The organism is Streptomyces sp. S6 (assembly GCF_054880855.1).
In genome coordinates, this window is record NZ_JBTYMC010000005.1 from 43,826 (window position 1) to 64,492 (window position 20,667).

At 68.9% G+C, this 20,667-nt stretch carries 24 protein-coding genes; 10 read left to right on the forward strand and 14 right to left on the reverse strand.

Annotated elements, in window-relative coordinates:
* Window positions 1-28: 28 nt before the first annotated feature.
* The 8 genes from ACVNF4_RS01465 to clpS all read right to left on the reverse strand — a co-directional run bounded on the left by ACVNF4_RS01465 (window position 29) and on the right by clpS (window position 6,010).
* Window positions 29-979, reverse strand: coding sequence for a PLP-dependent cysteine synthase family protein (locus ACVNF4_RS01465; RefSeq protein ID WP_461800766.1), 951 nt, complete (start codon window positions 977-979; stop codon window positions 29-31).
* 7 nt (window positions 980-986) lie between these two features.
* Window positions 987-1,265, reverse strand: coding sequence for a MoaD/ThiS family protein (locus ACVNF4_RS01470; RefSeq protein WP_461800767.1), 279 nt, complete (start codon window positions 1,263-1,265; stop codon window positions 987-989).
* Window positions 1,266-1,357: 92 nt separating this feature from the next.
* The gene (locus ACVNF4_RS01475) at window positions 1,358-1,453 is read right to left on the reverse strand and encodes a putative leader peptide (protein WP_355873262.1); all 96 of its coding nucleotides are present in this window, start codon (window positions 1,451-1,453) and stop codon (window positions 1,358-1,360) included.
* A gap of 138 nt (window positions 1,454-1,591) precedes the next feature.
* Complete coding sequence (locus tag ACVNF4_RS01480; RefSeq protein ID WP_461800768.1) at window positions 1,592-2,623, reverse strand: LacI family DNA-binding transcriptional regulator; 1,032 nt, start codon at window positions 2,621-2,623, stop codon at window positions 1,592-1,594.
* A 42-nt stretch (window positions 2,624-2,665) separates the two neighbouring features.
* Window positions 2,666-3,088, reverse strand: coding sequence for a M67 family metallopeptidase (locus ACVNF4_RS01485; RefSeq protein ID WP_461800769.1), 423 nt, complete (start codon window positions 3,086-3,088; stop codon window positions 2,666-2,668).
* 140 nt (window positions 3,089-3,228) lie between these two features.
* Window positions 3,229-4,671 carry an amino acid permease gene (locus tag ACVNF4_RS01490; RefSeq protein WP_461800770.1) on the reverse strand — a complete coding sequence of 481 codons (1,443 nt, stop codon included), beginning with the start codon at window positions 4,669-4,671 and terminating at the stop codon, window positions 3,229-3,231.
* Between the two features lie 367 nt (window positions 4,672-5,038).
* On the reverse strand, window positions 5,039-5,635 hold the full coding sequence (locus ACVNF4_RS01495) for a DUF2017 domain-containing protein (protein WP_461800771.1): 597 nt from the start codon (window positions 5,633-5,635) through the stop codon (window positions 5,039-5,041).
* A gap of 57 nt (window positions 5,636-5,692) precedes the next feature.
* Entirely contained in the window at window positions 5,693-6,010 is a 318-nt protein-coding gene (gene clpS / locus ACVNF4_RS01500; RefSeq protein WP_187749401.1) for an ATP-dependent Clp protease adapter ClpS, read from the reverse strand.
* 56 nt (window positions 6,011-6,066) lie between these two features.
* On the opposite strand from clpS, the gene ACVNF4_RS01505 reads away from it, so the two are divergent.
* The 7 genes from ACVNF4_RS01505 to ACVNF4_RS01535 all read left to right on the forward strand — a co-directional run bounded on the left by ACVNF4_RS01505 (window position 6,067) and on the right by ACVNF4_RS01535 (window position 13,012).
* Window positions 6,067-7,413, forward strand: a complete 1,347-nt coding sequence (locus tag ACVNF4_RS01505) for a nicotinate phosphoribosyltransferase (RefSeq protein WP_461800772.1) — start codon at window positions 6,067-6,069, stop codon at window positions 7,411-7,413.
* A 69-nt stretch (window positions 7,414-7,482) separates the two neighbouring features.
* Window positions 7,483-8,070: an isochorismatase family protein gene (locus ACVNF4_RS01510; protein ID WP_461800773.1), complete on the forward strand. Its 588-nt coding sequence runs from the start codon at window positions 7,483-7,485 to the stop codon at window positions 8,068-8,070.
* A gap of 497 nt (window positions 8,071-8,567) precedes the next feature.
* On the forward strand, window positions 8,568-8,774 hold the full coding sequence (locus ACVNF4_RS01515; RefSeq protein WP_461800774.1) for a cold-shock protein: 207 nt from the start codon (window positions 8,568-8,570) through the stop codon (window positions 8,772-8,774).
* Between the two features lie 133 nt (window positions 8,775-8,907).
* Entirely contained in the window at window positions 8,908-9,555 is a 648-nt protein-coding gene (locus ACVNF4_RS01520) for a dihydrofolate reductase family protein (RefSeq protein WP_461800775.1), read from the forward strand.
* Between the two features lie 210 nt (window positions 9,556-9,765).
* Window positions 9,766-11,262: a WXG100 family type VII secretion target gene (locus tag ACVNF4_RS01525; RefSeq protein WP_461800776.1), complete on the forward strand. Its 1,497-nt coding sequence runs from the start codon at window positions 9,766-9,768 to the stop codon at window positions 11,260-11,262.
* A 31-nt stretch (window positions 11,263-11,293) separates the two neighbouring features.
* Window positions 11,294-12,622, forward strand: a complete 1,329-nt coding sequence (mycP, locus tag ACVNF4_RS01530; RefSeq protein WP_461800777.1) for a type VII secretion-associated serine protease mycosin — start codon at window positions 11,294-11,296, stop codon at window positions 12,620-12,622.
* Between the two features lie 75 nt (window positions 12,623-12,697).
* Window positions 12,698-13,012, forward strand: a complete 315-nt coding sequence (locus ACVNF4_RS01535) for a hypothetical protein (protein ID WP_461800778.1) — start codon at window positions 12,698-12,700, stop codon at window positions 13,010-13,012.
* 54 nt (window positions 13,013-13,066) lie between these two features.
* On the opposite strand, the gene ACVNF4_RS01540 is transcribed toward ACVNF4_RS01535, so the two are convergent.
* Window positions 13,067-13,480 (reverse strand): type II toxin-antitoxin system VapC family toxin, encoded by a 414-nt coding sequence (locus ACVNF4_RS01540; RefSeq protein ID WP_461800779.1) that lies wholly within the window; start codon window positions 13,478-13,480, stop codon window positions 13,067-13,069.
* Window positions 13,477-13,740, reverse strand: coding sequence for a CopG family transcriptional regulator (locus tag ACVNF4_RS01545; protein WP_461800780.1), 264 nt, complete (start codon window positions 13,738-13,740; stop codon window positions 13,477-13,479). Before ACVNF4_RS01545 ends, ACVNF4_RS01540 begins: the two co-directional genes overlap by 4 nt.
* A 731-nt stretch (window positions 13,741-14,471) precedes the next feature.
* Between ACVNF4_RS01545 and ACVNF4_RS01550 the strand changes: the two genes are divergently transcribed.
* Both ACVNF4_RS01550 and ACVNF4_RS01555 read left to right on the forward strand, forming a co-directional pair.
* Window positions 14,472-15,026 carry a hypothetical protein gene (locus tag ACVNF4_RS01550; RefSeq protein ID WP_461800781.1) on the forward strand — a complete coding sequence of 185 codons (555 nt, stop codon included), beginning with the start codon at window positions 14,472-14,474 and terminating at the stop codon, window positions 15,024-15,026.
* A gap of 471 nt (window positions 15,027-15,497) precedes the next feature.
* Window positions 15,498-15,692 (forward strand): hypothetical protein, encoded by a 195-nt coding sequence (locus tag ACVNF4_RS01555; protein ID WP_461800782.1) that lies wholly within the window; start codon window positions 15,498-15,500, stop codon window positions 15,690-15,692.
* 77 nt (window positions 15,693-15,769) lie between these two features.
* Here ACVNF4_RS01555 and ACVNF4_RS01560 read toward each other — a convergent pair whose 3' ends face one another.
* Together ACVNF4_RS01560 and ACVNF4_RS01565 are read right to left on the reverse strand one after the other, a co-directional pair.
* Window positions 15,770-16,126, reverse strand: coding sequence for a hypothetical protein (locus tag ACVNF4_RS01560; RefSeq protein WP_461800783.1), 357 nt, complete (start codon window positions 16,124-16,126; stop codon window positions 15,770-15,772).
* Between the two features lie 145 nt (window positions 16,127-16,271).
* Window positions 16,272-18,614: an immune inhibitor A domain-containing protein gene (locus ACVNF4_RS01565; protein ID WP_461800784.1), complete on the reverse strand. Its 2,343-nt coding sequence runs from the start codon at window positions 18,612-18,614 to the stop codon at window positions 16,272-16,274.
* A gap of 379 nt (window positions 18,615-18,993) precedes the next feature.
* On the opposite strand from ACVNF4_RS01565, the gene ACVNF4_RS01570 reads away from it, so the two are divergent.
* Entirely contained in the window at window positions 18,994-19,245 is a 252-nt protein-coding gene (locus tag ACVNF4_RS01570; protein ID WP_355873321.1) for a hypothetical protein, read from the forward strand.
* Between the two features lie 124 nt (window positions 19,246-19,369).
* Here the strand turns inward: ACVNF4_RS01570 and ACVNF4_RS01575 are convergent, their stop codons facing one another.
* Entirely contained in the window at window positions 19,370-20,089 is a 720-nt protein-coding gene (locus ACVNF4_RS01575; protein ID WP_461800785.1) for an RDD family protein, read from the reverse strand.
* A gap of 89 nt (window positions 20,090-20,178) precedes the next feature.
* A partial coding sequence (locus tag ACVNF4_RS01580; protein WP_461800786.1) for an RDD family protein occupies window positions 20,179-20,667 on the reverse strand: 489 nt, incomplete at its 5' end.

A 20,667-nucleotide genomic window follows, 5' to 3' on the forward strand; every position in this document is an offset into this window, starting at 1 on the left:
ACTACGGGTATTACGGGTATTACGGGTACTACGCCCAGAGTTGGCCCTGAAGCGTCTCGATCGCTTCTTCCGTCGTCGCCGCCGTGTACACCCCAGTGGAGAGGTACTTCCAGCCGCCGTCCGCGACGACGAAGACGATGTCGGCGGACTCCCCCGCCGCCACGGCCTTGCGGCCGACGCCGATCGCCGCGTGCAGGGCGGCGCCGGTGGAGACGCCCGCGAAGATGCCTTCCTGCTGGAGGAGTTCACGGGTGCGGGTCACCGCGTCGGCGGAGCCCACGGAGAAGCGGGTGGTGAGGACGGAGGCGTCGTACAGCTCGGGGACGAAGCCCTCGTCGAGGTTGCGCAGGCCGTACACGAGGTCGTCGTACCGCGGCTCGGCGGCGACGATCCTGACGTCCGGCTTGTGCTCGCGCAGGTAGCGGCCGACCCCCATCAGGGTTCCCGTAGTACCGAGGCCGGCGACGAAGTGGGTGATCGAGGGGAGGTCCGTGAGGATCTCGGGGCCGGTGGTGGCGTAGTGGGCGCCCGCGTTGTCGGGGTTCCCGTACTGGTACAGCATCACCCAGTCGGGGTGCTCGGCCGCGAGTTCCTTCGCGACGCGGACGGCGGTGTTGGAGCCGCCGGCGGCCGGGGAGGGGATGATCTCGGCGCCCCACATCGCGAGCAGTTCGCGGCGCTCCTGCGAGGTGTTCTCGGGCATCACGCAGACCATGCGGTAGCCCTTGAGCTTGGCCGCCATGGCGAGCGAGATGCCGGTGTTGCCGCTGGTGGGCTCCAGGATCGTGCAGCCCGGGGTGAGCCGGCCGGCTTTCTCCGCCTGCTCGATCATGTGCAGCGCGGGGCGGTCCTTGACGGAGCCGGTGGGGTTGCGGTCCTCCAGCTTGGCCCAGATCGAGACCTCGGGGGACGGCGACAGCCGCGGCAGGCGCACCAGGGGGGTGTTGCCCACCGCGGCCAGCGGGGAGTCGTAGCGCATACCGGTATCAGGCCATGCCGCCGGCGACGGCCGGCAGGATCGTCACCGTGTCGCCGTCGGCCAGCTTGGTGTTGATGCCGTCCACGAAGCGGACGTCCTCGTCGTTGAGGTAGACGTTGACGAAGCGGCGCAGCTTGCCCTCGTCCACGATCCGGGCGTGGATGCCCGCGTGCCGCGTCTCCAGGTCGGAGAACAGGTCGGCGAGGGTCTCCCCGGCGCCCTCGACGGCCTTCGCGCCGTCGGTGTACTGGCGGAGGATGGTGGGGATGCGGACCTCGATGGCCATGGCTCAGGGCTCCTGTCGGAAGGTGGGCGGCGCAGGGACGTGCGAGTGGGCGCCGAAGCCTTACGGGGCGTACGGCGCGGGCAGGGCCGGCGTCAACAGATGGCGGCGGCGCACCTGCACAGGTCGACGTGCAGCCGCGCCACGAGCAGCTCGCCCGGCGTCCTCGTGCTCACGTCGTTCACAACCATGGGCTCATCGTATCGATTCCCGTCCCGCCTTCCGGAAGATGCTTCCACATGGCGGACTCGATACGACCGAGGTATGAGACAGGGAGTACCTGGGAGGCAGGGGGTGTCCAGGGGTACCTGGGAGGTACGGGGTTCCCCTTAGGCGGAGTCCCGTACGACCAGCCGCGTCGGCACCACCACCGACGCCGCCCGCCTCCCCTCGTACACCGGCCCGCACACCAGCTCCGCCATCAGCCGTCCCATGCCCTCGACGTCCTGGTGGACGGTCGTCAGGGGCGGGTCGGTGGCCTCGGCGATGCGGGTGAGGTCGTCGAAGCCGACGAGGGCGACGTCCTCGGGGACGCGGCGGCCTCGTTCGCGCAGGGCCTGGAGGGCGCCGGAGGCCATCAGGTCGGAGGCGGCGAAGACGGCGTCGAGGCCGGGGCGGCGGTCGAGGAGGGCCCGCATCGCACGGGCCGCGCCGTCGCGGGTGTAGTCCGCGCGTTCCGTGAGGGCGGGGTCGGCGTCCGGGAGGACGTCGCGGTAGCCGGCGAGGCGGTCGGCGGCGGAGGGCTCCTGGTCGTAGGGGCCGGTGACGGTGGCGACGCGGGTGCGGCCGAGCGCGGTGAGGTGGGCGACCGCCTGCCGGGCGCCGCCGCGGTTGTCGCAGTCGACGTGGACGTACGCGGTGTCGTCGGCGCCCACGCGGGACCGGCCGCCGAAGACGGCGGGCAGGCCGGTGCGGGCGATCAGCGCGCCGAGGTGGTCGTCGGGGCGCAGCGAGAAGAGGATCGCGCCGTCGACATGGCCGCCGGCGAGGTAGTCGGCGATGCGCGCGTGGTCGTCCGGCTCGTCGAGGAACAGCAGGACGGCCTGGGCGCCGTGCCGGGTGAGTTCGCGGCGGATGCCGCGCAGGAGGATGTCGAAGAAGGGGTCCATGAACAGGCGGTCCTGGGGCTGCGTCGCCACCACGGCGACGGCTCCGGTGCGCCGGGTGACGAGCTGGCGGGCGGCCTGGTTCGGGACGTAGCCGAGGTCCGCGATCACCTCGCGGACCTTCTCGATCACCTCGGCGCGGACCTTGGGCGCACCGTTGAGGACCCTCGACACCGTTGTCCTGGAGACTCCGGACCGGCGTGCCACGTCCTCGATCGTGGGGCGTTTTGCCTGCGTCAACACCGTCTCCGTCACGTCGAGTTGGGCTCCGTACGGCTCAACTCGGGCCGTACGGGGTCAGTATGCCGCGACGACCCTGACCTCTTCCTCCGTGATTTCGCCGTCGACGATGCGGAACGAGCGGAACTGGAAAGGGCCGTTGCCGTCGGTGTCGGCGGTGGAGACGAGGACGTAGTGGGCGCCGGGTTCGTTGGCATAGGTGACGTCCGTGCGGGAGGGGTAGGCCTCGGTCGCGGTGTGGGAGTGGTAGATGACGACCGGTTCCTCGTCGCGGTCGTCCATCTCCCGGTACAGCTTCAGCAGGTCGCCGGAGTCGAACTCGTAGAACGTGGGGGACATCGCCGCGTTCAGCATGGGGACGAACCGCTCCGGGCGGTCCGAGCCCGCCGGGCCCGCGACGACTCCGCACGCCTCGTCGGGGTGGTCCTTGCGGGCGTGGGCGACGATCTGGTCGTGGAGGGCCTGGGTGATGGTCAGCATGGTCGCCAGGATAAGCAGCGGGCCCCGTAGTACCGAGGGTCGGTACTACGGGGCCCGGATGCCGGACAGGGCGGCTCGACGGCGGAGGGCGGCGCGGGTACTACGGGTACTACGGGGCCCGCCGGCGTCGTCCGGCCGGGTCAGCCGACCTTGTCGTAAGCCTCGCGGCCGTCCCGCTCCGTGAGCTCGGGGTTCGACTTCTTCAGCACGGCCCATCCGATGGCGAGGGCGGCGACCCAGCCGGCCATGACGTACAGGCAGGTGCGCGCCTCGGAGTCGTAGGCGATGAGCCCCGTCACGAACAGCAGGAAGACTATGGCGATCCAGCTGCACACCGAGCCGCCCGGGGCCGGGAAGGACGAGGCCGGGAGGCGGCCCGCGACCACGGCACGCCGGTACAGGACGTGGCTGATCAGGATCATCAGCCAGGTCCAGATGCCCGCGGCGGTCGCGATGGAGGTGACGTACCCGAACGCCTTGTCGGGGACGATGTAGTTGAGGACGACGCCGATGCCCATGAAGAGGACGGAGACGGTGATGCCGAAGGCCGGGGTCTTCGTGGCGGACAGCCGCTTGAAGGCGGCCGGGGCCTCGCCGTTGTCCGCGAGGGTACGCAGCATGCGACCTGTGGAGTACATACCCGAGTTGCACGAGGACAGGGCGGCCGTGAGGACCACGAAGTTGACGATGCCGGCGCCGGCCGGGATGCCGATCTTCGCGAACGCCTCGACGAACGGCGAGACGCCGGGCTGGAACTCGGTCCACTTGACGATGCACAGGATCACGGTGAGCGCGCCGATGTAGAAGAGCGCGATGCGCCAGGGCAGCGTGTTGATCGCCTTGGGCAGGGTCTTCTCGGGGTTCTCGGACTCACCCGCGGTGACGCCGACCAGCTCGACGGCGAGGTAGGCGAACATGACACCCTGAAGGGTCATCAGGGACGAGCCGATGCCCTTGGGGAAGAAGCCGTCGAAGGCCCAGAGGTTGGAGACGGCGGCGGTGTCGCCCGCGCTGCTGAAGCCGAAGGTCAGCACGCCGAGGCCGATGACGATCATGCCGATCAGGGCGGTGACCTTGACCATCGAGAACCAGAACTCCAGCTCGCCGAAGAGCTTCACGGAGATCAGGTTGACGCCGAAGAGGATCACCAGGAACACCAGCGCCGTCACCCATCGGGGGATCGCCGGGAACCAGTAGTTGACGTAGATCGCGGCGGCGGTCAGCTCGGCCATGCCGGTGACCACCCACATCAGCCAGTACGTCCAGCCGGTGAGATAGCCGAAGAACGGGCCGAGGAACTCCCGGGAGTACTCCGCGAAGGAGCCCGAGACCGGCCGGTAGAGCAGCAGCTCACCGAGCGCGCGCATGATGAAGAAGATGATCACGCCGGCGAGGGCGTACATCAGGATGAGGCTGGGGCCGGCCTTGGCGATGTTGGCCCCGGCGCCGAGGAAGAGGCCGACGCCGATGGCGCCGCCGATGGCGATCATCTGCACCTGGCGGCTGCCGAGCCCGCGCTCGTAGCCCTCCTCGGGTGCTTTGTCCGTGCCGCCGTTCTCTGTGTCGACCTGAGCGGAGGTCATGTTGGTGGTGCGCCTTTCTCCATGCCGATCCGGGCCCTGGTCGACCACGGATCGGGTTTCAATCCCCCGGAACTGCTGGAGCGGGCACCCCTGGGGGGATGCCCTTGCCTGGCCGGCGATCAACCGGCTCGGTGGCGCACCCGGCGGCGCATACGGATGGTGCTCGCCGGGCGGTCGTGAAGATTTATCACGACTGGAATATCAGTCGCCCGGAGCTGATGTGATGGAGCACACAGGAAGAAGCGGACAAACGGCCCATCCAGCGATCAAAACCGACCGCCCCTTTGACGGGATCGTTATGTCGATTTGAGCGCCGTCTGAGCAACGGCACTCAGGGTCGGATCAGGGTCGGGCGGTGGGGGCCGGATCAGGGCATAAGGGTGCCGACCAGGGTCTCCTGGAGACCTCCGAGCCACAGGTACGCCATGACCATGGGCTTACGGGGGTCGTCGTCCGGGAGGTGGTAGAGGAGGTCGGTGTCGTCCTCGGCGGTGATGTCGAGGCGGGAGCCGATCGCGAGGCGCAGATCGTTCAGGGCGCCGAGCCATTTGCGGGAGGCGTCGGTCGTCAACTGGAGGACGGCGCCGCCGACGCCGTCCGAGTCCAGCTCGTCCAGGGAGCGGATCACGGCGAGGGCGTTCTCGCGCTTGCCGGCGCGCAGGTCGTTCTCGGTGAAACGGCGGAACTCGGCGGAGTGCGCCCGCTGTTCGTCCTTCTGACGGGGTGTCGCCTCGGGGTCGGTGTAGCCGTCCGGGAAGAGCCGCAGGAGCACCGGGTCGGACGGCGGTTCGCTCGGGCCCTCGGCGAAGAGTCCGGCGAGCGGGTCGGCGGAGGCGTCCTCGGCGGGCCCGGGGCCGATCAGCTCCAGGAGCTGGACCGCCAGCGAGCGGATGATCGAGATCTCGACGTCGTCGAGTGCGACGGCCGCGCCGCCGCCGGGGAGCGGTTCGAAGATGCCTGGCATGAAACCGGTCGTAGCACTTTCGGTGTAGGGGACGCGGGGACGGGGGAGCTACGGGGACTACTTGCGGTCCTGCTGGAGCGTGGCCCACAGCCCGTAGCCGTGCATCGCCTGCACATCCCGCTCCATCTCCTCACGGGTGCCGTTGGAGACGACCGCGCGGCCCTTGTGATGGACGTCGAGCATGAGCTTGGTGGCTTTGTCCTTGCTGTAGCCGAAGTACGTCTGGAACACATACGAGACATAGCTCATGAGGTTGACGGGGTCGTTGTGCACGATCGTGACCCAGGGGACGTCGGGCTCCGCCACGGCGAAGACCTCCTCCACCGTCTCGGTGCGTTCGATCTCTGCGGGAGCGGGTGACGTCACACGTCCCATGCTGCCACGCGAACTCGAAATCGTCACACTGACGAAATGGGAGTACGATCCGCTGCATGAACCCTGCGGACCTTGGGCTGCCGGTCGACGTCCCGTCCACGGCGCTCTTCACCGACCAGTACGAGCTGACGATGCTGCGGGCCGCCCTGAAGGCGGGCACGGCCGAGCGGCGCAGCGTGTTCGAGGTCTTCACCCGGCGCCTCCCGGAGGGCCGCCGCTACGGCGTCGTAGCGGGCACCGGCCGAGTGCTGGACGCCGTCGAGAACTTCCGCTTCGACGCCGGGGTGATCGGCTTCCTGCGGGAGCGGAACATCGTCGACGACGAGACGCTGGACTGGCTGGCGTCGTACCGCTTCTCCGGGGACATCTGGGGGTACCCCGAAGGTCAGGTGTACTTCCCTGGCTCTCCGGTACTACGGGTCGAGGGCTCGTTCGCGGAGTGCGTGCTCCTGGAGACCGTGATCCTCTCCATCCTCAACCACGACTCCGCGATCGCCGCCGCCGCGTCCCGGATGTCCTCGGCGGCGGGCGAGCGCCCCCTGATCGAGATGGGCGCCCGCCGCACGCACGAGCTGGCCGCCGTCGCCGCCGCCCGCGCCGCGTACGTCGGCGGCTTCGCCACCACCTCCGACCTCGCCGCCGGCTTCCGCTACGGCATCCCCACGGTGGGCACCAGCGCCCACGCGTTCACCCTGCTGCACGACACCGAGCGCGACGCCTTCCACGCCCAGGTCGACTCCCTCGGCAGGGGTACGACCCTCCTCGTCGACACGTACGACGTCGCCGAGGCCGTCCGTACCGCCGTGGAGGTAGCCGGACCCGAGCTCGGCGCCGTCCGCATCGACTCGGGTGACCTGCTCCTCGTGGCCCATCGCGTACGACAGCAACTGGACGCGCTGGGCGCGACCGATACGCGGATCATCGTCACCTCCGACCTCGACGAGTACGCCATCGCGTCGCTCGCGGCGGCGCCGGTGGACGCGTACGGCGTCGGCACCCAGCTCGTCACGGGGTCGGGGCACCCCACCTGCTCGATGGTCTACAAGCTGGTCGCGCGGGCGGAGTCGGCGGACCCGAAGGCGCCCCTGGTGCCCGTGGCCAAGAAGTCGTCCGGGGGGAAGACCTCCCTGGGGGGACGCAAGTGGGCGGCCCGCCGACCCGACCCCTACGGGATCGCCGAGGCAGAGGTCGTCGGCACCGGGCCCGTACCCGTAGAACTCTCGGACCACCAGCTCCACGTGGAGCTGGTGAAGGGCGGCGAGGTCGTCGGGCGTGAACCTCTGGACGTAGTACGTGAGAGGCACATCGCCGTACGTTCCCGGCTGCCGCTGTCGGCCACGCAGCTCTCGCGAGGGGAACCGGTTCTTCCGACGGAGTACCTCGTGGGGAGGTCGGGTAGTTAGGGCGGTGTGCCGCCCCCGCACACAGAGGTACCCCACAGCCGCTCCCCCCATGACCGAAGGACACCGACCATGCGCCGCGCACTGATCGTCGTAGACGTGCAGAACGACTTCTGCGAGGGGGGCAGCCTCGCGGTCGCCGGCGGCGCGGACGTCGCCGCCGCGATCACCGAACTCATCGGGCAGGCCGCCGGTACCGGCTACCGGCACGTCGTCGCCACCCGCGACCACCACATCGCCCCCGGCGGGCACTTCGCCGACGACCCCGACTTCGTCCACTCCTGGCCCGCGCACTGCGTCGCCGGCACCGAAGGGGTCGGTTTCCACCCCAACTTCGCCCCCGCCGTCGCCTCCGGCGCGGTCGACGCCGTCTTCGACAAGGGGACGTACTCGGCCGCGTACAGCGGGTTCGAGGGGGTCGACGAGAACGGGGTGGCACTCGCGGAGTGGCTGCGGGAGCGGGGGGTCGACGAGGTCGACGTCGTCGGGATCGCCACGGATCACTGCGTGCGGGCCACCGCGTTGGACTCGGCTCGGGAGGGGTTTCGGACGCAGGTGCTGCTGGATCTGACGGCGGGGGTGGCGAAGGGGACGACTGAGCGGGCGATCGAGGAGATGCGGGGGGCGGGAGTGGAGTTGTCGGGGAAGGCGGTGGTTTGAGGGGGTGTTGGGGGTGTCGGGCGGGGGCTGCGGGTGGGGGTCTCGTCGCCGGGTGAGGTGCGAGTGCCGTCGGGGGAGGCGTGCACGCCGTCGGGGCAATTCCCTTACGCCATCGGGAAGTTCGGGCGTGGGGGCAGGCGGGCGAGGTGTGCATGCCGTCGGCGTACGGGGGCGGGGCTGCGGGTAGGGCCTCGTCGCCGGGCGAGGCGTGAGTGTCGTCGGGAGAGGCGTGCACGCCGTCGAGGTAATTCCCTTACACCGTCGGGCAGTTCGGGCGTGGCGGCTGTCAGGTGAGTCGCGTCGGCGCCGAGTTGTTTCGTCGAGGTGCCGGATCTGGGGGCAACTGGCCCATGTCGTCAGCCGCTTTCCGCGCTCTGCCTTACAACTCCCTTGCTCCACTTTCCAGTTGACCCGCCTCAGCTCGTTCGGTTTCTTCCGTGGTGCGGCGGGGCAGGATCGGCTCGCATGTCATCCGCATGATCAGGAAGGGGCCGGAGATGGCGCAGCAGGGGACCGTCAAGTGGTTCAACGGGGAGAAGGGGTTCGGGTTCATCTCTCCGGACGGCGGCGGCGCGGACGTCTTCGTGCACTACTCCGCGATCGTGGGGACGGGCTTCCGGAACCTGGAGGAGAACCAGCGGGTCGAGTTCGAGACGACGCAGGGGCAGCGGGGTCCGCAGGCCGCGGACGTTCGCGGGGTCTGAGCCTCCCCTCCCCCAAGGCTCCCGCGTTCTTTCCGCAGGGCCTTCCGGTTCCTCTTGTGCCGGCCGGTGAGTTTTCGCCGGGCGGCGAGTCCCATCTGTGTCATGGTCGTGGCCACCGGCACAGGAGGAACCCATGCCCCAACTTCTGCGGGTCCAGAACTTCAACGTCTCCAGCGACTGGATCGGCGCGAGCGAGAACCAGTCACTCGAACGCCCGTTCGGCGACGCGGTCGACCCGGGCCGACTCTTCGCCTGGGCCGGTGCGACGGCAAGTTGGCCGAACCGTACGGATCCGGGTGGCAGCCGGGGGCTGGACGACTACCTCACCCGGGACTTCTCCAACAACATCGGCGCCGAGATCATGGGCCGCAACAAGTTCGGCCCCCAGCGCGGGCCTTGGGCCGACCACGAGTGGCAGGGCTGGTGGGGTGACGAACCCCCCTTCCACACACCGGTGTTCGTGATGACCCACCACTCGCGCCCCTCCATCACCCTCTCCGACACGACGTTCCACTTCGTCGACGGCACCCCCGCCGACATCCTCACGGAGGCGAAGCAGGCCGCCCAGGGCAAGGACGTCCGCCTCGGCGGCGGTGTCTCCACGATCCGCCAGTTCCTCGCCGCCGACCTCGTCGACACCCTCCATGTCGCCGTCTCCCCCTTCGAGTTGGGCACGGGGCTGCGGCTGTGGGAGTCGCCGGACGAGTTGCTCGACCGGTTCCATGTCGACGTGGTGCCGAGTCCGAGCGGGGTGACGCATCACTTGTTCTGGCGGAAGTGAGGGGTGGGGTTCATCGGGTAACGGGGCTTCCTGAACGGAAAGTTGGGAGCCGTCGCGCATGGGGACCGGCTTCGCCTCCGCGAGGTCGGTCGCTCGGCCGTCGGAGAGGGCGGTTCAGGAGGGGCGCACCGGTGGGGTCACTCTGAGTAGCTACCCATACGATGGAGGTACCTGCTCGTCGGTGGGGCAGTATGCCGGGAGGGGGAATCGGTGCGTGACGCGGAGAGTTCGGGCGGGACGTTCTTCGACGGGATGAGTCACGAGCAGATGCTGGCGTGGCTGGACCAGGCGAACTCGGGGGTGGTGTCGGGTGCCGCTGAGCGGCTGAAGACCGCGGCCGAGGAGATCGCGAGCATCGCCGGTGAGCTGAAGGTCCGGCCGCAGCGAGTCTCCTGGAAGGGCGACGGCGCCGACGCGTTCCGTACCTGGGCCGCCGACCTCGCGAACGCGACCCTCCGCCTCAGCAAGTTCAGCCACGACTCCGGGACGTGGCTCGACCACGCGTCCGACTCCATCGCGCTGGCGCAGGCCGCCATCCCCCGCGACATCCCCGGGGCCACGGCCAACCTTGCCGCCGCGCGATCCGCCCACAACGATCCCGACGCGGCCGTCATCGCGTCCAAGTCGTCCGGTGAGTTGGCGGCGCTGAAGGCGGACCGGGAGAAGGTGCGGCTGGAGGCGGCTGCGCAGATGAACAAGCTGGCGCAGTCGTATGCGTGGTCAGCCACTCAGATGAACGGACTGGAGAGGCCGAAACTGCCGCCACCGCCGAAGGCGGTCATGCCTCAAGACGCCCGGAAAACCGATGGCGAAACCATGAACAAGTCCGCGCCCGTTGGTTCTTCCGGGGCCGCATCTGCCGGGACAGTCCAGGCGGCCGACAGGGGTTCTGGGAGTGGTTCGGCTGGGTTGTCTCCTGCGGCGCACGTCTCCGGCGCTCCCGGAGTCCAGCCGCGTGTCCCGGGTGAGACCTTGCCTCCGGTGCGGACGGGTATCGACTCGGTCGGTACGTTGCCTGCGCAGACCCCGGTGGACATCCCGCGCACCCCGGTCGATCCCGGTCCGGTGAAGGGTGCGGTGCCCGTGCCTCCGCTGCTCGGTGGTGGGCAGGCATTTCCCGTCAACAGTCCGACGCCGCAGGGCCGGACGCCCGGTGCGAGCAGAGTTCCCGTGTCCCCGGTCGGCCAGGGGACGGTCTTCGGCCGCGCTCCCGGCGTCCCCGGCGGAGCTAACGGCATCGTCGGCGGCCGTCCCGTCCTCCCCTCTGAGGGACGGCCGTCCGGGGCGATCCCGCGCGGCACGGTCGTGGGCGGGGAAGGCACACCCGCACGCGGCCCGATGGGGCCCATGGGCCACGCCCCCGGTATGGCGAACCCGGTCGGGCGGACGCCGGGCACGGCGTCCGGCGTCCGCCCGGTTTCCCCGTCCGGCTCCGGCGGCATCGTCGGCGGACTCCCTGCCCCCAACACCGGTGTCATAGGCGGCAGTTCCGTCCAGCGGCCGGGGCGTACGGGGGCGCAGGCGCCCGGCATCGGCCGTACCCCGGTCACCGGTGAGGGCCGGACAGGGGCTGCGGTGCCCAGCCCGTCCCCGTCGGCGGCGCCCCGGAGCGCGAGGAACGGGAGCGGTCGGCCGTACGGAGTGACCGAGGACGAGGAGACCTGGCGCCGGAACCAGCGGCCCACCGTGCCGCCGGTCGTCGACTGACACGTCCAGGGAACAGGGAGAGCGAGAGTCCATGAGTGCCAGCAGTACGCGACACGGGGTCCGTCGTATCGTCGCGACGGCAATCCTCGGCCTGCTGCTGACGGGCACGGCCGCAGCACCGGCGATCGGCGCCGAGACGACTCGCCAGGAACAGTGGTATCTGGACCGGATGCAGGCCGAGAGCATGTGGAAGACCAGCACCGGCAAAGGCGTCACCGTCGCGGTCATCGACACCGGCGTCGACTGGACCAACCCCGACCTCGCCGGACGCGTCCTCCCGGGCAAGGACTACGCCACCGACCGGCCCGGCGACGAGCACACCAACTACGACACCTTCGGCCACGGCACCGGCATGGCCGCCCTGATCGCGGCGACCGGCGCCAACTTCGGCGGGCGAGGCTCCTTCGGCCTCGCCCCCGGCGTGAAAATCCTGCCGATCCGCATCGATGACGACGCGAAAGCGGCCAACCTGGCCGAGGGAGACAGGATTTTCAACACGGCTCTGGCACCGGCGATCCGTTATGCCGCCGATCACGGTGCGAAGGTCATCAACATCTCCATGGCAGCGTCGGGAACTACACCACAGGTGACTGAAGCCGTCGCGTACGCCCTCAAGAAGGGCTCGTTGATCTTCGCCGGTGTCGGCAACGACGCCGAGAAGGGCAACCTGCCGATGTACCCGGCCGCCACCCCGGGCGTCGTCGGCGTCGCGGCGGTCGGCAAGGACCTCCACCGGACCGCCATGTCCCAGTACGGCCCCCAGGTCGACATGGCCGCCCCCGGCGAGGACATGGTCCACGCCTGCGGCGGCAAAACCGGCCTGTGCACCACCAGCGGCACCAGCGACGCCACCGCACTAGCCTCCGCCAGCGCCGCCCTCATCTGGTCCGCCCACCCCACCTGGACCAACAACCAGGTCCTCCGCGTCATGCTCAACACCATCGGCGGCCCCACCGACGGAGCGAAGCGCAACGACGCCATCGGCTACGGCATCGTCCGCCCCCGCATCGCGCTCAAGAACCCCGGCGACCCAGGCCCCGCCGACGTCTACCCCCTCCCCGACCTGGCAGCAGCCGAAGCCGAAGCCCAGCAGTCCGCCTCCCCCACACCCTCGGCGAAACAGAGCGAACCCCCGAAAACGGCCACCGCCGCCAAGGGCGACGACAACGGCACCCCCTGGCTCGGTATCGGCCTCGGCGCGGGCGCCCTCGCAGCAGCCGGCATCGCCACAGCAGCCGTCGTCCGAAAACGCCGTAGGTCCACCGCCACCTCACCCACCCCACAGCAGGGCTTCGGCCCACCCCCCGTCATGCCCGGCAGCATCCCCCCACAGCCGGGCCAGAACTCCGGCACGTCCTGAGTGCAGGTACTCAGAACGTCCCAGCAGGGCTAGGCGGTGCGCCTGCGCAATGCTCTGCGACGCAACGCGTCCTGGATGAGCGGCAACCCGCACACCGACCCTGCTGTCTCCCCGCTGCGCGCCGCCGCCCGCCACGTCTCCGCCCAGTCCCTGCCGGAGGCCAACCCGGAAGCCGCCACGCTCGACTGGTCGCGGAAAGCGTCGGAGGGCAGCAAGGAAGAGGTCCTCGCCCGCATCGGCACCTGCTCGTCGACCAGTTCGGGGTGCACGACGCGGCTGGCCGGCCGTGCTGGACCTCGTCCTCTTCGTGAACGGCGTCCCCCTGGTCGTCGTCGAGTGGAAGTCCCCCGATATCCGCGACCTGCACACCTCCACGTTCCCCAAGACTGAGGGGTCCGGACGGACAAGCGGCCGGAGCACGTACGCGGGGAGCAGGTGCCGGGCTCAGATCTTGATGACGGTGACACGCCCGCCGCACAGCGCGGCGAGGTCCTCGGGGTCGGAGGTGAGGACGGTGACGGGGCCGGGGGCGGCCAGTGCCGTGGCGCCGAGCATGGCGTCGATCGCGTACTTGTGGCCATGCAGGCCGACGTCGGCGAGGAGGGCAGCGGCGTGGCGGGCGATGGGGTCGGTGACCGGTTCGACGATGAGGCGGGGCAGGGTCCATTCCAGGGCGGGGCGGTTGATCCGTGGGTGCATCACCTCGACAAGGGTCGCCGCGGAGGTGATCACCCGGAGGTCGTCGGCACGGGCGAGGGCGAGCCAGCCGGTGACCGCGCGATCGCGTGTCACAGCCTTGGCCAATCCCTCGCTGTCGAGGACCAGGGTGCCGCCGGGCATGGCGGGCGACGGCGTCACGCGGCGTTCGCCCCGTCCCGGGTCTGCCGTTCCCGAGCCTGGTGGAGCTGGTCGCGCAACGCCTGGATCTCCTCGTCCGTGACGGGGCCGTGCTCGGCCTCCGCCACCGCGATCAGTTCGTTGAGGTTGTCCCGCTCGATCTGGCGGGTGACGGCGGCTGCGACGTAGGCAGACAGGCCGGAAGGGCCGCTGCGGGCCCTGGCAGCCTCTGCGATATCACGCGGCATGGTGATCGAATACTTTCCGGTGGGCTCACTCATGCCACCTATCCTACTGCTTATCCTCCCAGCTCCGGCGGGGCTGACGGGAGTACCGGACGCCGTGCCGGGACGTACCGCGCGGAAGCAGCGAGGCTCTCGCGTGGGCGCCTCCCGCCCTCCGGGGACAGCACATGGGGCGGACTTCGAGGCGTGCTTCCCGGTCGGGCGGCGCCTCATGCCGTGGCTTCGGGAGACGTTCCGAGTACGCCTGCTCGAAGCCCGATGGGGCCGGTGGGGCAGTGCCCCGGCATGACGAACCCGGTCGACAGGGGAGCGGGTGCTCCGGGTCAGCCGGGACGCTCGGGAACGCGTTCCCCGAGTTCGGGAGTCGACGGTGCCGGTGGAACAGGGCCGCGCAATGCGATCACGGGTGGCACGGCCGACGCGGCGCGGTCCGGAGAAGGCCACGGCGCGGCGGGCGCTGCGGCTCGTCGTTCCCAGGCGACGCCCCCACCGAATGCGCGAAGCGGGAACAGCAGGCCGTACGGTGTGACCGAAGGCGAGGAGACCTGGAACCGAAACCAGCGGCCCAGAATTCCGGCAAACTCCGGCACGCCCTGAGTACAGGTACTCAGAACATCCCAGCAGAGCTACCGATACCCCACCCCCACCAACCCGATTACCGTTTGACCCGATCACGGCGGGCGATGACACGGGGAACGATCGATGGCGGTATGGGCGCCACCTGATTCCTTGAGCAAAATTGCCGGCATCATTACAGGAGAAAGTCCATGAAGTCGTCCAGGTTGGCTCTTGTCGCGATCTCGTCGGGCGTTGCCTTCGCGGCCCTGGGGTGCGGCAGTCAAGGAAATTTTGGAAGCGGGAGCGCTGAAGGCGGAGGAATAAGAAAATTGAACGAACAGCAGGCAGCCGAACGCTCGGAAGAGATAATTCACCAAGCGGTAGACAGCATGTCACCCAAGCCTCATCTCAAACGAATCGGCACTCTCCACCTGAGGGCTTGCGTCGCCGACGGTCCTGGATCTGGAAATGATCGGGTACAAGTCTGGATCACGTATCAGCTGACGAACGTGCCTGGAAGGCAGGCAAAAAGCCTGGTCCGTCAGGCCAGGGACGCTTGGATTGGAAGAGGATACAAATTTCAGTCGTCCGATGCCGACTGGAGCAACCCGTTCCCGACAGTCAATATGCGTACACCGTCGGATGATTTTTGGATGAGTGCCATAACAGGCATTGTGAACCAAGATAAGGGTGAAGGATTGGCGGCTATTTTCGTTTCCTCGCCATGCTTCTCGAAAGAAGACACTCCGGAAGCCGAGAAATGAGATTTGCAGAGCAATGCAGCAGGCGGCGGATCGAGCAGACGGAATGTTGAACGCCACATTGGGGGAGATTGAGCCGGCGGTGCAGTGGACTCACAACGGTACATCGCTGGGGAGCTGTGATGTTTCCCGCTCGCGCACGGTGATGACTGTAATTTCTGAAGAGCGACGAAGTGAGTTCCTCGGAGTCGTGCAGCGGTTCCGGGAGAGGAGCGAATATCGGGTCAAGTCCGTGAACAGGAGCAGGGAATTAACGGCAGTTTTCGCTCAGCCTACCGACAGTTTCGGTATCTCTCTTGTTGTTGGCGGCGCCGGCCAGATCCCCTCCGAGGTCACCGAATCCAAGACCCCGGCCAATGGGCCTGCCTACGACTATCCGGCTCCCCGCCCGAACATCCGCTCCGAATTCTGGTCGTCGACCACACCGATCCCCACCCCCGGGCGAGGCGCCCCGGAACGACAGGGGACCCCCCGGTGACGACCTCCCCCGAACCCCCCGAGGACCCCCCGCACACCCTCGCGGCGAACCTGTACCGTGACTGGCTCACGCATGCCGCGTCCTGCAAGGACACCTGCCGCGTCCAGGGCGTGGATTGTGAGGAGGCCCGTCGCCTGAGGGAGGAGTACCGGGCGGCGAGCGACGCGATGAGGGCGTTCCCGGAGGGATGAGCCTCGGGACGGGGCCCACCTCGGGGCAAGGGCCACCTCGGGACAGGGTCCGCCTCGGCCCACGGCCAGGTGCTGCCTCAGCCGGGCGCCACCTCGCCGCCCCGCCCGACGACCGCACCGCCCCACGACCGCACCGCCCCACCCCGCTTCAGCGTCCTGATCGGATGCCACAGCTCCATGGACCCGTCGGTCCGCCATATCAGCCCGTCGGGATGGTGCAGGACGGCCGTGATCTCGTCGGGGGTAGGGGGTGCGGTATTACCCCTCAGGTACACCGCACGCAGACCCAGATTGCGCAGCCGGGTGAGGGCGCGGGCCCGGTTCGCGGCATGGACCAGTACCCGTACGACCGCGCCCGCGGCGGCCGGGCTGGGCAGGTTCAGCGCCACCACGACAGTGCCGCCGGGCAGCTTCGAGAAGCCTCCTGTGGCCATGCGGTCATACCCCCGTACGGGTCGGCGCCGGCGTCGGCGTCAGGGTCGGTGTCAATAAGGCATGCACAGGAGGCACCTAAACACGATCGGCGACAACCCGCCAGGGGGTTGCCGCCGATACGCTTCTGACCTGCGGAGATGCCGACTACTTCGCCGAGGGGCCGACCTTCACGGTGACCGTCCGGCCGCTCAGCGGCTCACTCACGACCTTGATCGAGGTGTTGGTGTCAGTGACCTTGACGCCCGCGTACGGGCTCGACTCGTCGTAGTAGCTCGACTTGCCGTCGTCGAAGACCGGGACACCGGGACGGGACTTGACCGTGGTCGCGACGCCCGCCTTGTGGAGGGTGAGCCGGTCCGTCGGGTACCAGCTGAAGGTGGAGTCGAACGCCTGGATGCGGTTGCGCATCAGCGTGCCGTCGGACCACTTCAGCGGGGTGGGGTGGGAGTCCACCGGAAGGACCAGACCGGTGCCCGGGTGGGCGCTGGTGTTGTTGTCCAGCTGCGAGGTGTCCCACTTCCAGATGAGCAGGCCGTTCTGGTACGGGTAGTGCTCGACCCACTTCGCCTTGGGGTCCGTGAAACCGAAGTTGTACGGGCCGACCTTGAGGGTCTTGTCGTACGACACGTACTGGCGGTTCTCGGCGAGGTAGTACTGGGCGTAGCTGTCCGTGACGGCCGCGCCGATCCGGGAGAACCCCTTCGCGGTCCACCCGGCGTCCGCGCTCTCCGCGTCGTCCGAGAAGACCGTCGCGCCGTCCGCGGTGACCTTGATCTGGTCCGCGGTGAAGCCCTTGAGGGAGACGCCGCCGTCCGTCTGGTTGCGGAAGCGCAGCGAGATCTGCTTGCCGGCGTACGCGTCGAGCGGGAACGTCAGCTTCTGGTAGGCGTCGACCGAACCCGTCAGCGCCGGACGGCCGCTGCCGTCACGCGGGACGGCGGTGCCGTCGGCGAGGGTGCCGTCGATCGGCGTGTAGTTCGCGCCGCCGTCCGTGGAGACCTCGACGTACTGGTAGTCGAAGTCCTTCTCCAGGTCCCACCAGGCGTCCAGGGACAGCGAGGCGGTGGACTTTCCGGTCAAGTCCACTGTGCGCGTAAGGGTGTTGCGCAGGTCGTTGCCGCTGCCGCTCCACCACTGCGTCGCACCCTGGGCGGGAGCCACGATCGGCGTCGTGACCTCCTTCTCCGGGAGCTGTACGACGACGGCCTGCGGGTTCTTCGTGTTGTACTCGGCAACTCCCAGCTTGTGCGTCGACTTGACGCCCGCCTTGGCCGTTTCGTAGTCCAGCCAGCCGAGTTGGAGCTTGTCCCAGGCGTTCATGTCGCCGGGGAGGTTGCCGATCTCGTTCTTGCCGGTGCCGAGCCAGGAGCCGGACGACATCAACGTCCAGAAGCCGGTGGAGTTTTCGCCGCCCGCGGTGTCGTACAGGTCGGGCAGTCCGAGGTCGTGGCCGTACTCGTGGGCGTAGACGCCGAGTCCGCCGTTCTCCGGCTGGACGGTGTAGTCGCCGACCCAGATGCCGGTGCCGCCGATCTGGGCGCCGCCGAGCTTGTTGTCCGCGGGACCGGTGACGCCGGAGTCGCTGGAGAAGGCGTAGGAGCGGTGCGCCCAGATCGCGTCGGTGCCCTGCGCGCCGCCGCCCGCGGACTCGTCCTCGCCGGCGTGCACGATCTGGAAGTGGTCGATGTAGCCGTCGGGTTCGTTGAAGTTGCCGTCGCCGTCGAAGTCGTAGCGGTCCCACTGGTCGTACTGGGCCAGCGTCGCCTTGATCTCCGCGTCGGTCTTACCGGCCTTCTCCTGGTCGGCGACCCACGCGTTGACGCCGTCCTGCACCGCGTACCAGGCGCCCTGCGCGGCGTTGTTGGAGCCGTAACGGGCCTCGTTGTAGGGGACCTTGACCCAGTCCTGGACGACGCCGTCGACCGAGTAGCGGCCCGAGGACTGCTTCTCGTAGTACTTCTTCACGGAGTTCTCGCCGTTGCCGAAGTACAGGTCCTGGAAGTGCTCGCGGTTGTAATCGGCCTGCCAGGCCGTCGAGTTGTCGACCTTACGGTCGGGCGCGGCGATCTGGTTGTGCAGCGGGCCGGGGGTGCCGCCGTAGCGGGGGTCGATCTGGTCGCCGAACTCGACGAGGATCGTGAAGATCTTGTCGGTCTTCTCGCGGCCCAGCTCGACGTACTTGCTGTCGCCCTTCTTGCCCTTCAGCTTCACGACCTTCGAGCCGTCGCGGCTCTTGACCGCCGCCTCGCCGGATATGACCTGCTTCAGGGCCTCTTCGCGCTGCGCCGCCTGTGTCTTGCTGAGCGGGCCGTCGAAGTTGTCTTCCTTGCTCGCGACCGGCTGCGGGTCGTGCCGGTCCACCGCCGGGGCCGCCGCAGGGCCGTTGTCGGCCGCCTGAGCCACGGCGAACGTCGAGAACGTGGCCGAGGCCGCCGCGAGGGCGACCGCGATGGCGGCCGTTCTGAACGTCCAGGATCTACTGGTCACTTGTTGTCAGTCCTCCCCAGCACGCGCCGCGCCCGCGCGAACATAATGGGATGACCTGGACATGACATACGGGCATGACAGATCTGCGCACGGGGGATACGCGTGAGTAGCCAAGTGACGTCATTTGACTACTGGTTGAGAAGAAAAGACAGACCTTGACTCGGCCATGGAACGTGCACTATTGGAAGTCGGCGTTCGTATTGCGGACACATGAACTTCACGTCGCGGGCGCGTGCCCCTGCCTCGCGACCTGTTGTCATGACTCCGTGCGCCCCCTGTGCTCCGGACCCGTGCGTCAGGTCACGCTTACCGTTCGTTCCCCTCGGGCATGCACGCGGTTAGAGTCGAGATCTCCCCCGCATCCGAGGACACGATTGCCATGCCTCGTCCGACTGTCGCACAGCTCACGTACGGTACTTGCACCGTCATCCTTTCGACGCTGGCCATGCTGCTGCTGTCAGAGACCAGTTCGGGTCCAGGTGTCGCGGTGATCGCCGTCGCGGCCCTCGCCCTCGGCCTGCTCGTCGCCCTGACGGTCCCGGCCAGGGCATCCCGCACGGCGCGGACCGCCTCCCCTGTGGTGGCCCGCTCAGCGGCCGAACGACCGGCGAAGGAGCCGGTGGCACCCTAGAACTCCCTGTACGACGCGGCGGAGGGCCCGAGTTGAGAGACTCGGGCCCTCCGCTGTGTTGCGCGGGCGCCAACTGTGCCGCGCGGGGCGACAGTTGACGCCGGGATGCGTCAACTCCCGGACGCTAGACGCTCACCACGACCGTCTTCGCCGCCTTGTCGTGCAGCCCCTGCTTGTAGGGCCGGTCGAAGAAGCTCCAGCCGCCGGAGATCGCCGTCCACACACAGGCGCAGCAGAACGCGAACGGGATCCACAGGACCGCCGCCCTCGCCAGTGACGTCTGCGTCGACGGGGTCGAGCCGTCGGCCAGGTTCGCGACCCGCATGCCGAGCCACTTCTTGCCGAGGGTCTGGCCGGTACGGGCGGTCAGGACCGTGTCGTAGGCGATGTAGAGCACCGCGGCGACCAGCGACTGCCAGAACGACTTGCCGTAGTTCACGCCGTCGCCGCTCATGTCGTACTCGTTGACCCGCAGCGCCCAGGTGAGCAGGCCGACGACCACGCCGACCAGGATCATGTCGATGATCCTCGCGAGGGTGCGCTTGCCGCTCGGGGCGAGTGGGGGCATACCCGAGAGGGGGTCGTTCCCCTGAGGGGCGCCGCCGTAGGGGTCGTTCCCGTAGGGGCCGCCCTGGTAGGGGGGCTGACCCTGGTACGGGGGCTGACCGTAGGGCGGCTGGTTCCCGTAAGGGGAGCCGTACGGGTCCCCGGAAGGGGGCTGCTGGCTCCCGTAGGGACTCCCATAAGGGTCCCCGGAGGGGTTCCCCGAGGGGGGCCGCTGCTTCCTGAACGGGTCGTCTTCCGGTGGCTGTCCGCCGGAGCCGGGGGGCGGTTCGGAGGTCATGGCCCGAGTGGACCGCGAAGCGCCCGGCTCCGCATCCGGCGGGAGGCCGTACGAGGGACCGGATCAGGTGGGCCGAACTCGGTAGGACGTCATCCCGCGACGAACGTATGTGCGGCCTTGTCGTGCCAGCACTGGCGCCACGGCTTGTCGAACACGCCCCACAGGACCCCTACGACCCCTACGACCAGCAGCCCCGGGACGCTGTAGACCAGCCAGCGGCGCAGCGCGGCGCCGAAGGCCGGGGGCTCGCCGCCCTCGATGTCCCGCACCTCCAGGCCGAACAGCTTCTTGCCGAGGGTGCGGCCCCACCTGGCGGTCGGCAGCGCCTCGTACAGGACACCGAAGACCAGGAGGACGGCGAGGACGATACCCAGGTAGACGGAGGTCGTGCCGTCCAGGAGCCAGACGGTGACCGTCCGGCCGGAGAGCTTCGCCTCGTCGATCTTCGCGTTCACGTGGTCCACGGCCTTCGTGCCCAGCGGGACCGCCGCGGCGCCGGTGACGGCGGCGAGCAAGAGGGTGTCGACCAGGCGGGCGGCGAAGCGCTTGCCGAGGCCGGCGGGGCGGGCGGACGCCTG

Coding starts and splice junctions, on each gene's coding strand:
- ACVNF4_RS01465 (WP_461800766.1), bottom strand. CDS start 979: ATGCGCTACGACTCCCCGCTGGCCGCGGTGGGCAACACCCCCCTGGTG.
- ACVNF4_RS01470 (WP_461800767.1), bottom strand. CDS start 1,265: ATGGCCATCGAGGTCCGCATCCCCACCATCCTCCGCCAGTACACCGAC.
- ACVNF4_RS01475 (WP_355873262.1), bottom strand. CDS start 1,453: ATGGTTGTGAACGACGTGAGCACGAGGACGCCGGGCGAGCTGCTCGTG.
- ACVNF4_RS01485 (WP_461800769.1), bottom strand. CDS start 3,088: ATGCTGACCATCACCCAGGCCCTCCACGACCAGATCGTCGCCCACGCC.
- ACVNF4_RS01490 (WP_461800770.1), bottom strand. CDS start 4,671: ATGACCTCCGCTCAGGTCGACACAGAGAACGGCGGCACGGACAAAGCA.
- ACVNF4_RS01495 (WP_461800771.1), bottom strand. CDS start 5,635: ATGCCAGGCATCTTCGAACCGCTCCCCGGCGGCGGCGCGGCCGTCGCA.
- clpS (WP_187749401.1), bottom strand. CDS start 6,010: ATGGGACGTGTGACGTCACCCGCTCCCGCAGAGATCGAACGCACCGAG.
- ACVNF4_RS01505 (WP_461800772.1), top strand. CDS start 6,067: ATGAACCCTGCGGACCTTGGGCTGCCGGTCGACGTCCCGTCCACGGCG.
- ACVNF4_RS01510 (WP_461800773.1), top strand. CDS start 7,483: ATGCGCCGCGCACTGATCGTCGTAGACGTGCAGAACGACTTCTGCGAG.
- ACVNF4_RS01515 (WP_461800774.1), top strand. CDS start 8,568: ATGGCGCAGCAGGGGACCGTCAAGTGGTTCAACGGGGAGAAGGGGTTC.
- ACVNF4_RS01520 (WP_461800775.1), top strand. CDS start 8,908: ATGCCCCAACTTCTGCGGGTCCAGAACTTCAACGTCTCCAGCGACTGG.
- mycP (WP_461800777.1), top strand. CDS start 11,294: ATGAGTGCCAGCAGTACGCGACACGGGGTCCGTCGTATCGTCGCGACG.
- ACVNF4_RS01535 (WP_461800778.1), top strand. CDS start 12,698: ATGAGCGGCAACCCGCACACCGACCCTGCTGTCTCCCCGCTGCGCGCC.
- ACVNF4_RS01545 (WP_461800780.1), bottom strand. CDS start 13,740: ATGAGTGAGCCCACCGGAAAGTATTCGATCACCATGCCGCGTGATATC.
- ACVNF4_RS01550 (WP_461800781.1), top strand. CDS start 14,472: ATGAAGTCGTCCAGGTTGGCTCTTGTCGCGATCTCGTCGGGCGTTGCC.
- ACVNF4_RS01560 (WP_461800783.1), bottom strand. CDS start 16,126: ATGGCCACAGGAGGCTTCTCGAAGCTGCCCGGCGGCACTGTCGTGGTG.
- ACVNF4_RS01570 (WP_355873321.1), top strand. CDS start 18,994: ATGCCTCGTCCGACTGTCGCACAGCTCACGTACGGTACTTGCACCGTC.
- ACVNF4_RS01575 (WP_461800785.1), bottom strand. CDS start 20,089: ATGACCTCCGAACCGCCCCCCGGCTCCGGCGGACAGCCACCGGAAGAC.